This window comes from Prosthecobacter gellanilyticus (genome assembly GCF_007992435.1).
GTDB lineage: Bacteria > Verrucomicrobiota > Verrucomicrobiia > Verrucomicrobiales > Verrucomicrobiaceae > Prosthecobacter > Prosthecobacter gellanilyticus.
Window position 1 is genome coordinate 106,525 of the sequence record NZ_BKAG01000002.1, and the last position, 15,326, is coordinate 121,850.

Here is a 15,326-nt window from a genome sequence, read left to right on the forward strand (position 1 = left end):
AAGTTTTTGCAGCATACTTCGTGCTTGTCTTGAATCCCGCATCAGGCTGCACTCGCTGACTCACCATGGCTCAAAACCTCGACGCCCTCCGCCTCGCTCTCCAACACTCACCTGACAATGCGCCGCTGCTGCTGCTCTTTGCGGAAGGCTGCATGGAGGAGGGGTTGCTGGAGGAGGCTCTCGTCAGCTTCCAGCGCGTGCTGAATGCGGATCCCGTGCACGTGGAGGCGCGCCTTGGTCTTGCTCGTGTGGCTTTCCTCAAAGGCAATACCTCGGAGGCTGCGGTGCGTGCGGAGCAAATCCTTTCCTCAGCGCCTAGCTGCGCTCCCGCCTGCCTCCTGCTGGCGCGCATCTACATCACCGAGGGTGAGATGGTGAAAGCCCGCACCTTTTACGATCAAGGCGTCTCCTTGAACCGCTCCCTGGCCGATCCAGGCATCGAAAAAGACCTGCATGGGATCAAACCCGGCGGCGACGACTCTGCCGGCCGCAAGCGTGCAGCCATGACCTCCAGCGGCAACTTCATCGAAGCCGCGGACGAGCGCAAAAAGAAGCCCGATGAAGATGAGGACGAGGGCGGTGACACGGATGATGACGATACTCACCCTCGCGGCGGCGCTGCCTTTGATCTGGGCCTGGCAGACTTTGACAAGCCCAAGCTCAACTTCGCCAATGTCGGCGGCATGGAGGATGTGAAGGAGCAGATCCGCATGAAGATCATTTATCCGCTGCAGCATGCGGATCTTTTCAAGGCTTATGATAAGAAGGTCGGTGGCGGCGTGCTGCTCTATGGGCCTCCTGGATGTGGCAAGACGCTGATCAGCAAGGCCACGGCAGGCGAGATCAAGGCCAACTTCATTGCTCTCGGTCTGCATCAGATCCTGGACATGTGGATCGGTAATTCGGAAAAGAACATGCACGAGGTCTTCGAACTCGCCCGGCAAAATGCGCCGAGCATCCTGTTCTTTGATGAGGTGGATGCCCTCGCCGCGGACCGTCGTGACCTGCGCCACAGCGCGGGTAGAAACCTGATCAATGCCTTTCTCTCCGAAATGGACGGTGCTGAGTCTAACAATGAAGGTGTTCTCATCATCGGTGCCACAAACGCACCCTGGCATATCGATCCTGCCTTCCGCCGTCCAGGCCGCTTTGACCGCACCCTGTTCATTCCACCGCCGGATGAGCCGGGCCGCACGTCCATCATTGAGGTCATGGCCCAGGGAAAGCCCATCTCGGATCTTGATCCACGTGCTCTTGCGAAGAAGTGCGAGAACTTCTCCGGTGCGGATCTGAAGGCCGTCTTTGATCTCGCCACCGAGGAGGTTTTGAACCAGGCCATGCGCACAGGAAAAGTCATCCCGCTGAATACCAAGGACCTCATCAAGGCCGCCGCCAGCCACAAGCCGACCACCAAGGCCTGGTTCGAGAGCGCGAAGAACTACGCTATGTACTCGAACCAGGGCGGCTTCTATGATGACGTGCTGAAGTATCTGGGTCTCATCAAGCGCTAACCAAAAAGCGAACCACGTCACGTAGCATGTCTGACGACTTCCATCCTTCGCCTGACGCTGCCTTCCAGCGCGGACGCCTGCTGCAGAACCAGCATCGGCTCACGGATGCCATTGCCTGCTACAAGCAGGCCATCTCCCTGGATGCGCAGCATGTGCCCAGCTATCTCATGCTGTCGCTCTGCTGGATGGAGAGCGATGAGACCGCGGCGCGGGCGGTGGACGCGGCGCGGCGGGCGGTGTCGCTCCAACCTGAAAACAGTTTTGCTCGCAGCGTGCTGGCGCTGGCCCTGAATGCGAAGGCCAGGGATGGTCAGACCGCCGGGATGAAGGAAGCTCTGTCAGAAGCTGAGCAAGCCGTGGCCTTCGAACCCGAGAGTGACTTTGCTCATGCCGTGCTCGCACGCATGCACCTTCGCCTGCGGAATTTTCCGAAGGCTGAGGAGTCAGCCCGCATGGCTCTGTCCATCGACACGGAAAACTCCATGGCCACGGAGGTGCTGTCCGCAGCGCTGCTTCTGCAAAAGAAGGACGCGGACAACACCGAACTCATCAACTACCAGCTCCAGCGTGATCCGGAGGACGATGCCGCACATACCAGCGCTGGATGGCAGGCGGTGATGACGGGCGACCACAAGAAGGCGAACGAGCACTTCATGGAAGCCCTGAGGCTGAATCCGATGAACGAGGGCGCCCGCTCAGGCCTCATCGAGAGTTACCGTGCCCGTTCCTGGTTCTATAATGGCTACCTGCGCTTTGGTCATTGGATGGACCAGTTCACGGAGGGAAAGCAGAATGCCATCATGCTTGGCGGCTTCGTGGGCTACAGACTGCTCAGCGGCTGGCTGAAGACAGTTTCACCGGTGCTGTCCTATCTGGTGATCGGTCTGTGGATGATGTTTGCGCTGTGGTCTCATCTCGCCCGAGGATTGAGCACCTTCTTTGTCGCCATGGACCGCTTTGCACGGCAGGCGCTGAAGCCGCGTGAGTTTTGGGAAGGTGCGGTTGTTGGATGGTCCATCTTCTTTGCCATCGCCGCGCTGTCTCTCGGCTACGTCAAAGACGTGGAGGACTATGGCTTTGTGGCTCTGGCCTTCATGTGCTGCGCGGTGGCGAATGCTGCTGCCTTCACCAATGACCATCACATCGGGAAACACATCTATCACGTGGCCGGTGCTGTCGCAGGTCTCGGAGCGCTCAGCCTTGGCATTTCATCCTTCACGGTGTTGAAGATTCCCATGGCGGAAATGGCGGGTGTCATCGCCGTCTTCACCGGCGTGGCCGTTTCTTGGCTGCGACCTTTCCGGGTGCTGTACGCTTAGCCTCGGCTGGGGCCGCCACCACCGCGCGGCGAACTTCCTCGATCGGTGTGGGCTGGCTCACCTCAGGCGCTAGCGCGCGTCGAACCTCGAAGCTGTCAGACGCTTTGACCTCCGCTGTGGGCACCACGGCCCGGCGGACTTCTTCCTCAGGTTCTGTCCATGCCACGGCTGAGGGAATCTTGAACTTCTTCAGCGCAGTGAGGATCTCCCGCTGTCGATGCGGCACCACATGCAGCGTCGTTTCTTGAATGACCCGCACCGCCTCAGGTTCATTACCCACCGCATCCATGGCAGTCGTGACGATCTCACTCACGCAGTCCTCATGAATGACGAGAGCATCCTCGATCCACATGCCCAACCGCTCCGGATACTTTTCGATGGAGGCATGCAGTCCGGCGCAGAGAGACGCACAATCCCGAAACTTCATTCCCTGGGGCCGCTTCTGCTGTGCAATGGCTTCCGTCCCCATGAAAATGAGGCAGCCAAGCATCACAAAGAGTTCACGGCGCATTGAGGGGGGCGCACTCAATGTGCCTGATAATGAGCGCTTTGACGAGACGAAACTTTGTCAGGCCCGGGGGTGCGCAGCCTCGTAAACTTCCTTCATCCTCTGCGTGGAGACGTGGGTGTAGATCTGCGTCGTGCTCAGGCTCGCGTGACCCAGAAGCTCCTGCACGCTGCGCAGATCAGCTCCATTGTTCAAGAGATGTGTAGCAAAGCTGTGCCGCAGCTTGTGCGGTGTCACATGCACTGGCATGCCGGAGGCCTTCCAGTACTTGTCCACCACATCCGCGATCGCCTGGTTGGTGATGCGCCGGCGCCGTTTGCTCAGAAACAGCGCTCCGCTGTGCACGCCCGCCTTTTGCCGGTAGCGCTGCACCGCCTCCATCGCGGGAGTGCCGACCGGCAGCAGGCGCTCTTTGCGACCTTTGCCAATGACTCGCACGGTGTCGCTGTAAGCATCTACATCCTCCACATTCAGAGAGGCCAGTTCGGCAAGCCGCATGCCCGTGGAGTAAAACATCTCCAGGATGGCTGCATCACGTTCTGGAGCCCACACCGCATCACGACTGCTCTTTGGCAGCTTCAGTGGCAGCGCCAGCATGTCGCTGATCTGCGTCACCGTCAGCACCACCGGCAGTTTCTTCTCCTGCTTGGGCAGTTGTACGTCCAGCAGCGGATTGGCCTTCCATCCCTGGCGGCGGGTCAGCCATTTGAAGAAGGATCGCAGCGCCGCGAAGTGCAGGCGGATGGTGGCCCGGCCTAGCTCCCGCTTCATCATCCCGAAGAGATACAGGCGGAAGTCATCTGCGGTGAGGTCCTCCCACTTCGTGAAGCCCTTGTGCCGTTTGCGAAATTCACTCAGCGCATGATCATAGTTCTCCAGCGTGCGTGGAGACGACCTCCGCTCCACCTCCATGAACTCGATGAAGGCGGCGGCAAGCTTGTCTTCCGGCGGTGATGTCGGCTTCTCAGGCATCCAAAAAGTGGGACAGGTTTCTAAAAAGTAGGACAGGTTTGCAACCTGTCTGCTCCGATGGTCGGCCAGCCCGTATAACCTATCCACCTTGAAAAATGGAAAAGGTCTTTGACCTGAGTGCCGCCATCTTCTCCCACCGCCTATCTCCCTCCACCCCCAGAAAATCCCGAAATCCGAGGTGCGCTTGGCCCGGTTCTCGCGTCTATGGTAAATTCCGCCCCAGCCACATGCCTTCGTCCGCCGCCTCGCAGTCCCAGTTCCGACCCGCCGCGCCGACCGCTCCTCTTGTTTCCGAGGAGGATCCTCTCCGCGTGCCCGGTTATCTGGCTGAGAAGGGCGTTTTTGACGAGATGGTGGATGCCGAGGGCCGCCTGCGCCCGCACTGGCACACCTTTGGCAGTTTTCTGCGCCAGTGTGCCTCCTCGGATTTCGTCGCCCGGTCGGAGTCCATCCAGCGCCTCTTGCGTGACCACGGTGTCACGTATAACATTTATGACGATGCCCTGGGCACCAGCCGCCCATGGTCGCTGGACCTGCTGCCCTTCATCATTGCTCAGGATGACTTCGCGGAAGTCCAGCGCGGTTTGGATCAGCGCGGACGGCTGCTCAATGCCATCCTTCAGGATCTCTACGGCCCGCAAAACCTCCTCAAAGAGGGCCTCATACCGCCGAGCCTGATTCATGCGAATCCGGGCTTCCTGCGCCCGGTGCTTGGCATCAATCCTCCCGGCGGCAAATTCGTCTTCAGCTTCGGCTGCGACCTTGTGCGCAATGCCAAAGGCCAATGGATGGTGCTGGCGGATCGTGCCCAGGCCCCTAGCGGCCATGGATATGCCTTGGAAAACCGCATCATCATGGCGAACGTGCATGCGGAGGAGTTTAATGCCTCCAAGATTCGCCGCCTGGCCTCCTACTATGAGATGCAGCGGGAGATGCTGCGCTCATTGGCACCCAAGCAGCGCAGCGGTGAGGCCGGCATCCTCATGCTCACCCCAGGCCCGTATAACGAGACCTACTTCGAGCATGCCTTCCAGGCTCGTTATCTCGGCTTCCCGCTGGTGGAAGGCGCGGACCTCACCGTGCGTGACCGCCATGTGCATCTAAAGACGCTCGAAGGCCTGCGTCGTGTTGAGGTGGTGATCCGCCATGTGGATGACGTCTTTTGTGATCCTTTGGAACTTAACTCTGAATCGATGCTAGGCGTCGCCGGTCTTCTCGAAGGCTGGCGCAATGGCAGCATCGCTCTCGCCAATGGTCTCGGCACCGGCTTGATCGAGACACCGGCACTGCATCCCTTCATGCCCGGCCTCTGCCGTCATCTGTTGGGTGAGGAACTGCGTCTCTCTTGCGTGCCCACCTGGTGGTGCGGTCAGCGTCGTGAACTGGACATGGTGCTGGCAGATCCAGATCGTTGGGTAGTCAAGCCTGCCTTCGTCCGTGGGGCACGTGATCCAGTCTTCATGGCCGATCTCGATGCCGAACAAAAAGCGCGGATGGTGGACACCATTCGCGCCGCTCCTCATGAGTGGGTCGCCCAGGAAGTCCTCCAGCTTTCCACCACACCCACCTGGACCGGTGAGGGCAAGATCGAGCCACGCGCCCTTGTCTGGCGCGCCTTTGCCGTCGCCCAGGGCGGCGGCTTTGCCACCATGCCCGGCGGCCTTTCCCGTGTCAGTCCGGAGCCTCATCGCTGGCTTGTCACCATGCGCAGTGGTGGTATCAGCAAGGACACCTGGATCGTTGGCGATGGCAAACCAGACCCGTATTATGAGAAGCTGCGCCAGCAGCAGCCCGTGGTCATCCGCCCCGCACGTCCACCGAGTGGTGTGCCCAGCCGTGTGGCCGATCACCTTTTTTGGTTAGGCCGCTATGCGGAGCGTCTCGAGGCCTCCGTCCGCGTGCTCCGCGCCGTCATGCAGCGCCTCTCCGGTGAGAGATCCCAGATCCAGGGGCATGAGGCTGAAGGCTGCCTCGCCCTCATGGCACATCTCGGGCTCGTTCCTGCCGGCACCACGGACTTGGCTGAGCATCTGCCCGCCCTGCTGCGTGATCCGAAGCGCAACGGTGGCATCCCTGATCTGCTGGGGCGTCTTCGTTTCAATGCTGCTGCCGCTCGTGACCGCCTTTCGGATGACATGTGGCGGCTCTTCAATCGCCTGGATCGCGATGCACGTCTTCCCGCCAGTCCGTTCGTGCTGAGCACCGCGCAGGGCATGCTGGACACGCTCATCCTGGACCTCGCCGCCTTCTCCGGCATGCAGCAGGAAAACATGACCCGTGGTCATGGCTGGCGCTTTCTGGAAATCGGCAAGCGCATCGAACGCGCCTACATCGTGCTCGGCCTCGTCGGCACGGCCACGAAGCGTTCTGAAAGGGATGACGCGCTGCTCACGCCTCTGCTGGAGATTTGCGATAGCACCATGACCTACCGCCGCCTGCACTTCGCGAGGCCGAGCCTGGTGCCCGTGCTGGATTTGCTGCTGCTGAACGACAGCAACCCACGCTCCGCCGCACATCAGTTCCAGATCCTCGGCCGTCTTACCTCGCACCTTCCACAGGCCCCTGGTATCGATCTCGAGCTCACGCCGCATCAGCAGACGGACATTCTGCAATCAGACCTCTTTGGCATCAATCTCTCCGCCATTTCCAAGGCCGAGGCCAGCGTCACCACCACTCTTCCAGACATGTGCGAGATGCTGGCCGCGAATCTTGAGAAGCTCTCTGACCTCATCACCGAGCACTTCTTCTCCCACGCCAGCCGGAAGATGGAGCGTTAAGCCAAGCCGCAGGGAGCATCCGATGTAGAGGCAGGCGTAAGCATGCCCTCAATGAACTTTGATCGCAGACGAATCACGGCAGGAAAGCCTCCCGTTCAGACCATCTGCACCCCTCTGCGTGATCTGCGGTTAAAAATTCACAGCTTCCCCATCGCCTCTTCCACGATCTCATCCGGCGTCCCTTCAATTGACACGGAGAGGAGATCCGCCGTCGGTTCCAAAATGGCAAACTGGCTGTCCAAAAGACTCACTGGCATGTAGTGCCCCTCACGTGCCGACATGCGCCCAAAGATGAGCTCACGCGAACCCTCCAGATGCACAAACACCAGCGTCTGCTCATCATCACCCGCGCGCAGTTTTTCACGATACACCGCTTTCAGCGCCGAGCAGGCCAGCACATACACCGGTGTCTTGCCGCGCATCTCCTCGATGCGTGCTCGCAGTGTCGCATACCACGGCCAGCGATCCTCATCCGTCAGCGGGATGCCCTGGTTCATCTTTGTCTTGTTTGCTTCCGAGTGAAAATGATCCGCGTCCTCAAACACACCCCCCAGCTTCTCGGCAATCTTCGTCCCGATCAGCGTCTTTCCGCATCCGCAGACTCCCATCACGATGATGGTTCGCGGGGCAGGGGAGGCAGAGGCTGGGTTGGACATACACTGCTAGTTACGCAGTGATAAGACGTCCTTCAATTACGAATCCACGGTGATGTCTTGCAGTCGGCACTTGTTCTATAGATAAGGTAAATCCCGCATGGAAACGAATCCCTACGCCCCTCCTCAAGTCACCGAACTGTCGGCCTCTCGTCCTGGAAACGCCGAGGCTGAGGCGATCCGGCAAGAGCATATCAAGACCGAGGCCACGGTGAAGTCCGTGGGCACGCTCTTTTATCTGGGCATGGTCTTGTGGGGAATGCTGGGTGTGACCATCGTCATAGGATTCATTCGGAAGACTGACCAGTCAATCTTCCTGGAAGGAAACGTCATCTTGGTTGTTGCGATGATACAAGGGATACTGGCCTACGGCCTGCGTCGTCTACGCTCCTGGGCACGCTGGCCCTCCGTCGCGTTATCGATCATTGGCCTGCTTGGATTTCCTCTTGGCACCATCGTTAGCATTATGATTCTTCTGAATCTGATCGGTGCCAAGGCGAGCATGGTGTTTTCTCCTCAATACAAGGACATCATCGCCGCCACACCTCACGTGAAGTACAAGTCGTCGGTCGTGCCGATCATCCTCTTGGTGATTTTGTTGTTGATCCTGATCGGCGTGATTGTGTCAGTGATGATGGGGTGAGGCACGTCGAAGCGGCCTCAATAGTTCAAAGTCAGCATCAGATACGCGAAGTCCGCATCATCTCCGGCTCCCGTGTCATCCAGATAAGAGCCCGCAAAGAAGTGGCTGTAACCGAGCAGCATGTCGAGATGCTGCGTGAGCTTCGCGTTGATCGTGAAGTCCAGCTCCGCGCCCGCGTAGTTGTTGGCACCTGGCGTGATGTTGCGCACCTGGGTGGTGCCGTTGGTGCGATACCAGGCATCACCCGTGTCCGCGAGCCAGAAGGCATGCATGTCCAGGGTGGTCTTCACCTTCTTGTGCGGCTGCGCGGCGAGACGCAGCACTAGGTTGTGCATGTTTTGCCAGGCCATCGTGTCCATGAAACCATAGGGCGGATGGTTCGTGGGGAACAGGTTCTGGAAGGTTCCCACCTGTCCGTCACCCGCCTGACCATCGCCGCTGCCAGCGCTGTACTCGAGCGCGAGCCGTGGCTTCCAGGGATTGCTCAGCCAGTTGTAGCCGCCCTCAAGATGATAGGCATAAGCCTTCAGATCCTGACCGCGGACCTGTCCGGTCTGGCCCACGAGTTCCACGATGTAGTCCCAGCCGCTCAGCTTCAAGGGATCACCCTTCATGCGTGTGCCCAGGGTCACGAAGTCCGTGCTGCCGGCCAGTGCTTCCTCATGCAGATGATACGCATAAAGATCCGTGCTCTGCACATCCAGCGCTGTGGTACTGAAGTAAAGGCCGCTGAAGATCTGCCGGCGTGAGTTCTGCGTGTCAGTCCAGTCGGAGTTGTTGAACTTGGACTCATGCAGGCGCACCACACTGGAGGCAAAGCCATCAATCCACCAGTCCTTCTCCTGATAGTGCAGTTTCACCGCATCAAAGGTTCGGCTGAAGTTCAGCCATTCCAACGGGCCCACCAGACGTTCATCACCATACGTGAGCACCTGACGTCCGAGTTTGAGCGAGAGATGCTTCGGATCACCAAACTCGAGAGATGCCAGTCGAAGGTCAAAAGCATCATCACCCTCCGCACCTTGCTGCAGTGGCACGTCTGGACGGTCGGAGAAAGACTCGCGCACATCCTGTCCCTGCACCGTCACATGCAGCCAGTCGGTCGGCTGCCACTCGATGCCAAGGCGGATGCGATGCAGGATCCAGCTGTCATCCGTCAGTGCGTCGTTCTTTTTGTTGAAGTCGAAGACGTTCTCACGGTACTCACCACGCACACGCGCATGAAAGGTGAACTGCACTTTGTCGAGGGTCGGTGGCAGCACCACGGGCGGAGCTGTAGGTTCTCCACCGTAAAGGAGTGCTGAAGAAATGAGGTATCCGGGAATGAGCAATTGGCGTAGCCGCATGTCATGGTTTTGCCCACGGCCTCCGCAAAACGAAAATAGACTCTTGTTATGCATTGTATCGCAATCCGGCATGAGTCACGCCGTGTAGAGGAAAGACGTGAGTCTTCCTTCCGGGCACCAGGGACCACGCCCTACTTCCCCGAGCAAAGCTCCAGCAGATGCCCGCAAACCTGATCCGCCCGCACCGGGCTGCTCTGTGGCAGCGCTTTGAATCCGCCGATGAGCACCGGCCAGTCCCGCTTGTCCTCCGGCACCCGGCCATGACTGCCCTTCACAAGCGTGGCATCCAGCGGGATCACATCCATCAGATAGCGGAAGCCCAGCTTCTTCTTCGCCAGCGTCATCCCCATCTTCAGCTTCGGATGCTTGATCTTCGGATCCACAAACAGCTCCACCGGATCATAACCACATTTGCGGTGAATATCCACGCAGCGCGCGAAGTCCGGCGCCTTGGCGTCGTCCTGCCAGTAGTAATAAGTGAACCAGCTCCGCTCATCCGCGATCGCGATCAAGTCACCACTGCGCGCATGATCCAGCCGTGCGTAGCTCTTCTCCACCTTGCCGAGCACTTGCTGCACACCCGGTGTTTGCTCCAGCACCGCACGCACTTCATCCAGGATGCTCGGATCATTCACATACACATGCGCCAGCTGATGGTCCGCAATCGCGAAGGCCCGTGAGCCTCCTTGATCCAGCGTCTCCAGACCGACCTCATCCTTGATCGAGAGCCAGCCCTTCTCGCGAAACACACGGTTCAGATGCACGGGGCGATCCACATCCGTGATGCCGTATTCAGACAGGATCACCACCTGGATGTCCCGCTTCTCATAGAAGCTGATCAGGTCACCGACCACGTCATCGATCTGGCGCAGATCATCACGGATGAGATCCATCTTCAAACCCACGCGCTGCAGGTTGTAGTCCAGATGCGGCAGATACACGAGGCTCAGCGTGGGCCAGTGCTTTTCCTCGATCCACTTCGCACTCGCGGCGATCCATTCAGAGGACTGGATGCCTGAGGCAGGCCCCCAGAAGTGCATGAAGGGAAACTCACCCAGGTCACGCTTCATCCGCTCCCGCATGCCCATCGGCTGCGTGTGGATGTCAAAGACCTTGCTGCCATCACTAAGATACAGCGGGCGTGGTGTGACGGCGAAGTCAGCGGTGCTGTGCATGTTGTACCACCAGAAGACCTTCGCGCAGGTGAACTCGCGATCCTGCTTGCGCAGCATGTCCCAGAGCTTTTCCCCCTGTACCAGCTGCTCTGGCTGCTTCCAGAAGCGATGCTCCGCATAGTCACGGTCATACCAGCCATTCGCCACGATGCCGTGCTCCCGCGGCATCTTGCCGGTCACATACGTGGCCTGCGCCGTGCAGGTCACTGCTGGCACCACCGGCTCGATCAGCGTGCTGTTCTGCCGCTCCATGAAGGCACGGATCTTCGGCGTGTGCTCGCCGATGAGGCGGGGCGTCAGGCCGACGACGTTCAGGATGGCAGTGCGGATCATGGAAGTCCTCAGTCAAGAGGCCATGTCGTCAAAGGTCAAGGAAGCTTATACATTCCACCTGCGACGACGAGCATGTTTCAAAGCTCCACAGGCGCGTCTCATGCATGTTGAAAGCGCATAACTTCGCCAACCTGGTCACCTCACAATCACCGGCGACCCGGGACGAATCAACGTCGGCAGCCGGATCGCATCCCAATTGGCGAAGCGCACGCATCCCGCGCTGCGACTGCGGCCGATGGTGCGCGGTGATGCCGTGCCATGCAGGCCGATGCCGCTCTTGCTGATCCCGCACCAGATGATTCCCACGGGACTGTTAGGCCCTGGAGGGAGCTGATAGGCTTCTTCACCACGCACACCTGCCTCCAGGAACTGCTTGTCATAGCGGAAGGTCGGCGTGTTCAGGATCGTCTTCACCGACCAGTTCCCGACCGGGATGAACTCCGGCTTGCCTGGGGTGATGGGGAAAGCCGCCAGGAACTTCTCCCCGGGTCCATACACCACGGCGATGCGCTCGGTTGTATCGATGACAATGGTGTTCTTGCTCAGCACCGGGTCCGCCTTGTAGCTCGCGAGAGGTTTGACCTCCTCAATGCGGAAAGACCTGATGTTAGGCACCACCACGCTGTCACCGACCTTCAGGCTCTCCATCTTCTTGTCGGGATTCAGCTTCGCCAGGAAGGTTTCATCCGTGTGAAAACGCTCCGCCACCAGTTCCACGATGCTGCGATACGCCATGGCAGGAAACTTTACCTGCTCCTCCGGCTTTTCTGGAAGCTCGGGATTGATGTGCTGCATCAGATCCGGCCGGATTTTAAAGGAGGCATACATCACCGGAACCTCTTTCGCCGCCGCGGCCAGGACATGCTGCCAGTTGTAGATGTCGCGATGGCCTGTGGCATAGTTGTAGTTCACCACCGCCTTGTAGGTGAACTCACCGACGGCTCCGTCCAGCTTGCCTGGGCCGAACAAATGTTTGTCCAAAAAAATCTGGAGCTGCAGGATCGTGCCCTGGTCTTTTGGCACCCCTGTGGCGTCTTCTTTCGGGCCGGTGTCCTGGGCATGGACACCCAGGGTCAGGAGCAAAAACGGGAGAATGAACCTTACGAAACGCATAAGGTGTTAGGCGCGTGGGGCTTCGACACTGCGCAGCACGCTGTCCAGCACTTGATCGACCGTCTGGCCGGAGATGGACACTTCAGGCGTGAGGGTGATGCGGTGGCGCAGCACCGGCAGGCTGGCGCGCTTCACATCACCTGGCGTGATGTACGTCCGTCCTTCCATGAGCGCATAGGCCTTGGCCACACGCACCAGCGAGATGGCTCCGCGCGTGCCCGCACCGAGAGCGATGGCACCATGAGCGCGTGTGGCGCGCGTGATGGCAACAGCGTAGTTCACCACGCTTTCCACAGCCTCGACGGCTGCGGCTTCCTGCTGCAATTCCAGAATGTCCGCGGTGGAGCAGATCTGGCCGACATGATTGGGTGACAAGCCACGACCACCTGCCGCGGAGGAGGTGGCGCGCACGATCCAGGACTCTTGAGCCGCCGAAGGATAGTCGATCTGCACCTTCAGCAGGAAACGGTCGAGCTGCGCCTCGGGCAGGGGATAAGTGCCTTCCTGCTCGATCGGGTTCTGCGTGGCAAAGGTCATGAAGGGAGGCGTCAGCGCATGGCTCTCACCATCGATCGTCACCTGGGCTTCCTGCATCACCTCGAGAAGAGAAGACTGGGTCTTGGCCGGGGCGCGGTTGATTTCATCCGCCAGCAAGAGCTGTGTGAAGATCGGCCCCTGGCGCACCCGGAAGCTCTGCGAGCCCAGGTCAAAGAGTGTGTGGCCCGTGACATCCGAAGGCATAAGGTCCGGCGTGAACTGGATGCGCCGGAACTGCGCCCCAAAGGTGCGGCTCAGCGCGAGCACAAGGTGCGTTTTGCCCAGGCCTGGCTTGCCTTCCAGCAGCACATGTCCGCCAGCCAGCAGAGCGGCGAGACATTGGTGAATCACTTCCGTCTGGCCGACGAAGACCTGCTCGATCGCGGCACGAATCGCCTGCGTAATTTGCATGCAGCGCTGGGTTGGAGACACAGGCGGCGCATAGATCGTCTCGGCAGGTGCCGCTTCCGGCGCAGGCATCGCTGGTGGGGCCGCATAAGAAGGCTCGACCGGGGGAGCATAGGAGGGCACGGCTGGCGATGGCGCGTAGGGCGACGGCAGATCAGGCGGAGATTCGGAAGTCATGCGGTCCCGATGGGAGCGCAGAATGCATGAAACGGCAATCCCAATGACGAAATCTGGATGACGAAGGGCAAATCTAACCCGAAGTGCAAAAAACTGTTCTCCCCCGGTCCGCCCCTTTTTCTACCGAATGATGATTGCTGCTGCCTCCGCACTTCCCCCGCTTTTTGTCCTCCTCGCCCTCATGCTTGTGGGCGTGGTGCTGATGTCCCTGCTTCTGCTGCGTCTCCAGCAGTCCCTTCTGGCAGGTTACTTTCTCTGCGGCGTGATCATTGCGAACAGCGGCATCCTTGGAGCGCTCGGTGGTGCGAACATGCAGGAGGGCATCTCCCAGATGTCAGAGTTCGGGGTGATGCTGCTCATGTTCACGCTCGGTCTCGAGTTCTCCCTGAGTGATTTGAAATATGTGCACCGTCTGGCCCTTTTCGGCGGTGGCTGGCAGATGGGCTCGTGTGCACTCGTCGCAGGTGGCGTGGCCTTGGCCTGCGGCTTCAGCGGCACGGCCGCCGTGCTGGTGGCGGTGGCTCTGACCATGAGCTCCACTGCGGTGAGCCTGAAGACCTTCCAGGATCTGGGGCAGGAAAGCAGTCCCGGTGCGCGCATGGCCCTGGCCGTGGCCATCTTCCAGGATCTCTTCATCATCCTCTTCTTCCTGGTGCTGCCTTTGTTGCTGCCTGAGCCAGGACATCATGAGGATGTCTCCATGCTCTCACGCATGGGCTCGCTAGCCTGGCGCGGCGGCCTGTTCGTCGTCGTGGCCGGTGTCTGTGCACGCTGGCTCATTCCCGGCCTGCTTCATGCCGTCACACGCACTCGCAACCGTGAGCTCTTCACTCTGAGTGTGGTTGGTTGCTGCGTCGGTTTGGCCTTCATCGGCGGCATGCTCCAGCTCGGCCTCGCCTTGGGCGCTTTTGTGGCGGGTCTTGCCGTCAGTGAGTCCATCTACAAGCCGCGCATCCATGCGGACGTGATGCCCATCAAGGACCTGTTCCTGACCATCTTCTTCGTTTCCGTGGGCCTGATGGTCGATGTCGCCGCAGCCCTTCGGCACTGGCAGGTTCTGCTGCTTCTCACGGCCTCTTTGATGCTCATCAAGACCACGCTCATCACGGTCATCGCACGTCGTTTGGGATTGGTGCATCGTCAGGCGCTCATGGCCGGCATCGGCCTCAGCAGTGCAGGGGAGTTCTCGCTGGTCCTATTGCAAAAAGCTGGCCCGGCAGGGCTGTGGAGCGCTGACATACAGCAGATCCTCATTGGCAGTGCTGCCCTCAGCATGGGCCTCCTCCCGGCGCTCATGCGCGGTGGTGAACCTCTGGGCATCCGCCTGGAAAAGCTCGGCTGGGGCCGCCGCAAAATGAAGCTGCCTGAGTCAGACATCCTCCGCCAGCGCATCAAGGGGCTTTCGGAGCATGCCATCATCGTGGGCCACGGCCCCGTCGGTGAGAAGCTGAACAAATCCCTCCTCGATCAAGGCATCAAGACCCTCGTCATCGACCTGAATGCCGAGACCGTGCGTTCCTTGAAACGTCAGGGCCAGCCCGTGCTCTTCGCGGATGCAGCACATGAGGAGACTTGGGAGCTTTCACGCCTGCGTGAGGCACGCCTTGTGGCCTTCACCTTCCCGGATGCGACCGTCACTGCCGATGGCATCGCGCTCGTCAGGCATCAGCGGGAGGACATCCCCATCCTTGCCCGTGCACGCTTTGCCTCGGACGTGGAGCGCCTGAAGCGTCTTGGGGCCACCGCCGTCGTGAATGATGAACTCGAGGCCAGCCGCGCCATCGTGGATCAGGCCATCGTGATGCAGGGGGAGGAGTGATGTGTCCGCGCTTGTTCCGGCGGGCCGTTTCATCA

12 protein-coding genes are annotated in these 15,326 nt (G+C 59.7%); 5 read left to right on the forward strand and 7 right to left on the reverse strand.

Annotation, left to right across the window (positions count from 1 at the left end; genetic code table 11):
- The first annotated feature begins 65 nt into the window (after positions 1-65).
- Positions 66-1,511, forward strand: coding sequence for an ATP-binding protein (locus BGE01nite_RS01890; RefSeq protein WP_146848571.1), 1,446 nt, complete (start codon positions 66-68; stop codon positions 1,509-1,511).
- A 26-nt stretch (positions 1,512-1,537) separates the two neighbouring features.
- A complete protein-coding gene (locus tag BGE01nite_RS01895; RefSeq protein WP_146848572.1) occupies positions 1,538-2,830 on the forward strand; it encodes a tetratricopeptide repeat protein in 1,293 nt (430 codons plus the stop codon).
- On the opposite strand, the gene BGE01nite_RS01900 is transcribed toward BGE01nite_RS01895, so the two are convergent.
- Both BGE01nite_RS01900 and xerA read right to left on the reverse strand, forming a co-directional pair.
- Positions 2,778-3,341: a hypothetical protein gene (locus tag BGE01nite_RS01900; protein WP_146848573.1), complete on the reverse strand. Its 564-nt coding sequence runs from the start codon at positions 3,339-3,341 to the stop codon at positions 2,778-2,780. The genes BGE01nite_RS01895 and BGE01nite_RS01900 overlap by 53 nt on opposite strands.
- A 57-nt stretch (positions 3,342-3,398) precedes the next feature.
- Positions 3,399-4,310: a site-specific tyrosine recombinase/integron integrase gene (xerA, locus tag BGE01nite_RS01905; protein WP_146848574.1), complete on the reverse strand. Its 912-nt coding sequence runs from the start codon at positions 4,308-4,310 to the stop codon at positions 3,399-3,401.
- Between the two features lie 227 nt (positions 4,311-4,537).
- Between xerA and BGE01nite_RS01910 the strand changes: the two genes are divergently transcribed.
- On the forward strand, positions 4,538-7,087 hold the full coding sequence (locus tag BGE01nite_RS01910) for a circularly permuted type 2 ATP-grasp protein (RefSeq protein ID WP_170266523.1): 2,550 nt from the start codon (positions 4,538-4,540) through the stop codon (positions 7,085-7,087).
- A gap of 137 nt (positions 7,088-7,224) precedes the next feature.
- Here BGE01nite_RS01910 and BGE01nite_RS01915 read toward each other — a convergent pair whose 3' ends face one another.
- On the reverse strand, positions 7,225-7,743 hold the full coding sequence (locus BGE01nite_RS01915) for a gluconokinase (protein ID WP_218032875.1): 519 nt from the start codon (positions 7,741-7,743) through the stop codon (positions 7,225-7,227).
- A 97-nt stretch (positions 7,744-7,840) separates the two neighbouring features.
- Between BGE01nite_RS01915 and BGE01nite_RS01920 the strand changes: the two genes are divergently transcribed.
- Positions 7,841-8,383 carry a hypothetical protein gene (locus BGE01nite_RS01920; protein WP_146848576.1) on the forward strand — a complete coding sequence of 181 codons (543 nt, stop codon included), beginning with the start codon at positions 7,841-7,843 and terminating at the stop codon, positions 8,381-8,383.
- 17 nt (positions 8,384-8,400) lie between these two features.
- On the opposite strand, the gene BGE01nite_RS01925 is transcribed toward BGE01nite_RS01920, so the two are convergent.
- The 4 genes from BGE01nite_RS01925 to BGE01nite_RS01940 form a co-directional block, all read right to left on the reverse strand.
- Positions 8,401-9,729, reverse strand: a complete 1,329-nt coding sequence (locus BGE01nite_RS01925; protein ID WP_170266524.1) for an alginate export family protein — start codon at positions 9,727-9,729, stop codon at positions 8,401-8,403.
- A gap of 131 nt (positions 9,730-9,860) precedes the next feature.
- The gene (locus BGE01nite_RS01930; RefSeq protein ID WP_146848578.1) at positions 9,861-11,237 is read right to left on the reverse strand and encodes an alkaline phosphatase family protein; all 1,377 of its coding nucleotides are present in this window, start codon (positions 11,235-11,237) and stop codon (positions 9,861-9,863) included.
- A 135-nt stretch (positions 11,238-11,372) separates the two neighbouring features.
- Entirely contained in the window at positions 11,373-12,320 is a 948-nt protein-coding gene (locus BGE01nite_RS01935) for a L,D-transpeptidase (protein ID WP_170266525.1), read from the reverse strand.
- Positions 12,321-12,356: 36 nt separating this feature from the next.
- Positions 12,357-13,367 carry an AAA family ATPase gene (locus BGE01nite_RS01940; RefSeq protein WP_146848767.1) on the reverse strand — a complete coding sequence of 337 codons (1,011 nt, stop codon included), beginning with the start codon at positions 13,365-13,367 and terminating at the stop codon, positions 12,357-12,359.
- Between the two features lie 232 nt (positions 13,368-13,599).
- On the opposite strand from BGE01nite_RS01940, the gene BGE01nite_RS01945 reads away from it, so the two are divergent.
- A complete protein-coding gene (locus BGE01nite_RS01945; protein ID WP_146848580.1) occupies positions 13,600-15,291 on the forward strand; it encodes a cation:proton antiporter domain-containing protein in 1,692 nt (563 codons plus the stop codon).
- Positions 15,292-15,326 lie beyond the last annotated feature (35 nt).

Coding starts and splice junctions, on each gene's coding strand:
- BGE01nite_RS01890 (WP_146848571.1), top strand. CDS start 66: ATGGCTCAAAACCTCGACGCCCTCCGCCTCGCTCTCCAACACTCACCT.
- BGE01nite_RS01895 (WP_146848572.1), top strand. CDS start 1,538: ATGTCTGACGACTTCCATCCTTCGCCTGACGCTGCCTTCCAGCGCGGA.
- BGE01nite_RS01900 (WP_146848573.1), bottom strand. CDS start 3,341: ATGCGCCGTGAACTCTTTGTGATGCTTGGCTGCCTCATTTTCATGGGG.
- xerA (WP_146848574.1), bottom strand. CDS start 4,310: ATGCCTGAGAAGCCGACATCACCGCCGGAAGACAAGCTTGCCGCCGCC.
- BGE01nite_RS01910 (WP_170266523.1), top strand. CDS start 4,538: ATGCCTTCGTCCGCCGCCTCGCAGTCCCAGTTCCGACCCGCCGCGCCG.
- BGE01nite_RS01915 (WP_218032875.1), bottom strand. CDS start 7,743: ATGTCCAACCCAGCCTCTGCCTCCCCTGCCCCGCGAACCATCATCGTG.
- BGE01nite_RS01920 (WP_146848576.1), top strand. CDS start 7,841: ATGGAAACGAATCCCTACGCCCCTCCTCAAGTCACCGAACTGTCGGCC.
- BGE01nite_RS01925 (WP_170266524.1), bottom strand. CDS start 9,729: ATGCGGCTACGCCAATTGCTCATTCCCGGATACCTCATTTCTTCAGCA.
- BGE01nite_RS01930 (WP_146848578.1), bottom strand. CDS start 11,237: ATGATCCGCACTGCCATCCTGAACGTCGTCGGCCTGACGCCCCGCCTC.
- BGE01nite_RS01940 (WP_146848767.1), bottom strand. CDS start 13,367: ATGCCTGCGCCGGAAGCGGCACCTGCCGAGACGATCTATGCGCCGCCT.
- BGE01nite_RS01945 (WP_146848580.1), top strand. CDS start 13,600: ATGATGATTGCTGCTGCCTCCGCACTTCCCCCGCTTTTTGTCCTCCTC.